Source organism: Variovorax sp. 20P10.2.4 (genome assembly GCF_058244205.1).
The window spans coordinates 1-3,503 of the sequence record NZ_JBZAYE010000714.1 but is presented as its reverse complement, the minus strand read 5'-3'; the positions used below and the strand labels follow the sequence as shown (position 1 = coordinate 3,503).

3 protein-coding genes are annotated in these 3,503 nt (G+C 71.0%); all 3 read left to right on the top strand.

Translation table 11 applies throughout. The annotated features are described in order from the left end of the window. Positions 1 to 7 precede the first annotated feature (7 nt). Entirely contained in the window at positions 8 to 1,396 is a 1,389-nt protein-coding gene (hutH, locus tag AC27VN_RS36165) for a histidine ammonia-lyase (protein ID WP_490879746.1), read from the top strand. Positions 1,397 to 1,449: 53 nt separating this feature from the next. Next, positions 1,450 to 3,183, top strand: coding sequence for a urocanate hydratase (gene hutU, locus AC27VN_RS36160; RefSeq protein ID WP_261212030.1), 1,734 nt, complete (start codon positions 1,450 to 1,452; stop codon positions 3,181 to 3,183). Positions 3,184 to 3,185: 2 nt separating this feature from the next. Next, a partial coding sequence (locus AC27VN_RS36155) for a HutD/Ves family protein (protein ID WP_490879745.1) occupies positions 3,186 to 3,503 on the top strand: 318 nt, incomplete at its 3' end.

Below are 3,503 nucleotides of genomic sequence, written 5' to 3'. Positions count from 1 at the left end.
CGGCGAGGTGGTCTACGGCATCAACACCGGCTTCGGCAAGCTCGCGCAGACCATCATTCCGCCCGAGCGCCTGGCCGAGCTGCAGCGCAACCTCGTGCTCTCGCACAGCGTCGGCACCGGCGTGCCGCTGCCCGACGGCGTGGTGCGGCTGGTGCTCGCCACCAAGGCCGTGAGCCTGGCGCGCGGCCATTCGGGCGTGCGGCCCGAGATCGTCGATGCGCTGCTCGCGCTGTTCAACGCGGGCCTTCTGCCGCGCATCCCGAGCAAGGGCTCGGTCGGCGCCTCGGGCGACCTCGCGCCGCTGGCCCACATGGCCTGCGTGCTGATCGGCGAGGGCGAGGTCGGCACGCCCGAGGGCGAGACCATTGGCGGCACCGAGGCCATGCGCCGCATCGGCCTCGCGCCCTTCGTGCTCGGCCCCAAGGAAGGCCTGGCGCTGCTCAACGGCACGCAGGTGTCGACCGCGCTCGCGCTGGCGGGCCTGTTCGGCGCCGAGGACGTGTTCGCCGCCGGCCTGATGGCGGGCGCGCTCTCGCTCGAGGCGATCCAGGGCTCGATCAAGCCCTTCGACGAGCGCATCCACGCCGCGCGCGGCCAGCCGGGCCAGATCGCGGTGGCGGGCGCGGTGCGCGCGCTGCTCGAGGGCAGTGACATCGTGCCCTCGCACGCCGACTGCGGCCGCGTGCAGGACCCGTACTCGATCCGCTGCGTGCCCCAGGTCATGGGCGCCTGCCTCGACAACCTCGCGCATGCGGCGCGGGTGCTGCGCATCGAGGCCAACGCGGCGTCGGACAACCCGCTGGTCTTCAGCGACACCGGCGACGTGATCTCGGGCGGCAACTTCCACGCCGAGCCCGTGGCCTTCGCGGCCGACATCATCGCGCTGGCGGTGAGCGAGATCGGCGCCATCTCCGAGCGCCGGCTCGCGCTGCTGCTCGACTCGGGCCTCTCGGGCCTGCCGCCCTTCCTGGTGCGCGACGGCGGCGTCAACTCCGGTTTCATGATCGCGCAGGTCACGGCCGCGGCGCTGGCCTCCGAGAACAAGTCGCTGGCCCATCCGGCCAGCGTCGACAGCCTGCCGACCTCGGCCAACCAGGAAGACCACGTGTCGATGGCCACCTTCGCGGGCCGCCGCCTGGCCGAGATGGTCGACAACACCGCGGTGGTGGTCGGCATCGAGGCCATGGGCGCCTGCCAGGGCATCGAGCTCAAGCGCAACGCCGACAGCCCGCGCAGCTCCGCGCTGGTCGAGGCCGAGTTCGCCGCCATCCGCGAGCGCGTGGCCTTCATCGAGCAGGACCGCTTCATGGCGCCCGACGTCGAAGCCATGCGCCTGTGGGCCCGCCGCGGCGACTGGGCCGCGCCGCTGGCCGCCGTGCTGCCGAGCCGCGCCTGAACCCTCCCCCGATTCCTCGTCCGACCTTCCTTGCCATCGAAAGGACTCCCGCCATGAACGCACCCGACAAATTCATCGCCGCCAACGCTGCCACCGGTGCCGATCCGCGCCACGACCCCACGCGCGTGATCCGCGCCCCGCGCGGCAGCCAGCTGAACTGCAAGAGCTGGCTCACCGAGGCGCCGTTCCGCATGCTGCAGAACAACCTCGACCCCGAGGTGGCCGAGCGGCCGCAGGACCTCGTGGTCTACGGCGGCATCGGCCGCGCCGCGCGCAACTGGGAATGCTTCGACCAGATCCTCGCCTCGCTGAAGGAGCTCGAGGACGACGAGACCCTGCTGATCCAGTCGGGCAAGCCGGTGGGCGTGTTCAAGACGCACGAGAACGCGCCGCGCGTGCTGCTCGCCAACTCGAACCTGGTGCCGCAGTGGGCCAACTGGGAGCACTTCAACGAGCTCGACCGCAAGGGCCTCTTCATGTACGGCCAGATGACGGCCGGCAGCTGGATCTACATCGGCAGCCAGGGCATCGTGCAGGGCACCTTCGAGACCTTCGTCGAGGCCGGCCGCCAGCACTACGGCAACAGCCTCGCGGGCAAGTGGATCCTCACGGCCGGCCTCGGCGGCATGGGTGGCGCGCAGCCGCTCGCGGCCACGCTCGCGGGGGCGGTCTCGCTCAACATCGAGTGCCAGCAGTCGAGCATCGACTTCCGCCTGCGCACCCGCTATGTCGACAAGCAGGCGCGCGACATCGACCATGCGTTCGAACTGATCAAGCAGCACTGCGACGCCAAGGAAGCGGTGTCGATCGCGCTGCTGGGCAACGCGGCCGAGATCCTGCCGGAACTGGTGAAGCGCGCGAAGGCCGGCGGCCTCAAGCCCGACCTCGTGACCGACCAGACCTCGGCGCACGACCTGATCAACGGCTACCTGCCCGCGGGCTGGAGCGTGGCGCAATGGCAGGCCGCGATGAAGGACGAGTCGCAGCATGCCGCGCTCAAGAAGGCGGCCGCGCAGTCGTGCGCGGTGCACGTGCAGGCCATGCTCGACTTCCAGGCCATGGGCATCCCGACCGTCGACTACGGCAACAACATCCGCCAGGTGGCCTTCGACGAGGGCGTGAAGAACGCCTTCGACTTCCCGGGCTTCGTGCCGGCCTACATCCGGCCGCTGTTCTGCGAGGGCAAGGGCCCGTTCCGCTGGGTCGCGCTGTCGGGCGATCCGGAAGACATCTACAAGACCGACGCCAAGATCAAGGAGCTGTTCCCCGAGAACACCCACACGCACCGCTGGCTCGACATGGCGCGCGAGCGCATCAGCTTCCAGGGCCTGCCCGCGCGCATCTGCTGGCTGGGCCTGGGCGAGCGCCACAGGGCCGGCCTGGCCTTCAACGAGATGGTGAAGTCGGGCGAGCTCAAGGGCCCGATCGTGATCGGCCGCGACCACCTCGACACCGGCTCGGTCGCCAGCCCCAACCGCGAGACCGAGGCGATGAAGGACGGCACCGATGCCGTGAGCGACTGGCCGCTGCTCAACGCGCTGCTCAACACCGCGGGCGGCGCCACCTGGGTCAGCCTGCACCACGGCGGCGGCGTGGGCATGGGCTACTCGCAGCATTCGGGCGTGGTGATCGTCTGCGACGGCACCGATGCCGCCGCCAGGCGCATCGAGCGCGTGCTGTTCAACGACCCCGCCACCGGCGTGATGCGCCATGCCGACGCGGGCTACGACATCGCCGTGGCCACCGCGAAGAAGCAGGGCCTGAAGCTGCCGATGATCAAGGGCTGAGCATGGCCGGCGGCACGCAGCGCTTCTCGCGCGCCACCTTGCCCGTCACGCCGTGGAAGAACGGCGGCGGCACCACGCAGGAGATCGCCTGCTGGCCGGCCGGCGCCGGGCTCGAGGACTTCGGCTGGCGCGTGAGCATCGCCAGCATCGCGCAGGCCGGGCCGTTCTCGCGCTTCGCGGGCATCGACCGCAGCATCATGCTGCTCGAGGGCGACGGCGTGCGGCTGCGCTCGGCCGACGGCGCCATCGACCACCGGCTCGACGCGCCGCACCGGCCCTTCGCCTTCAGCGGCGACACCGCGCTCGATTGCACGCTGCTG

Coding starts and splice junctions, on each gene's coding strand:
- hutU (WP_261212030.1), top strand. CDS start 1,450: ATGAACGCACCCGACAAATTCATCGCCGCCAACGCTGCCACCGGTGCC.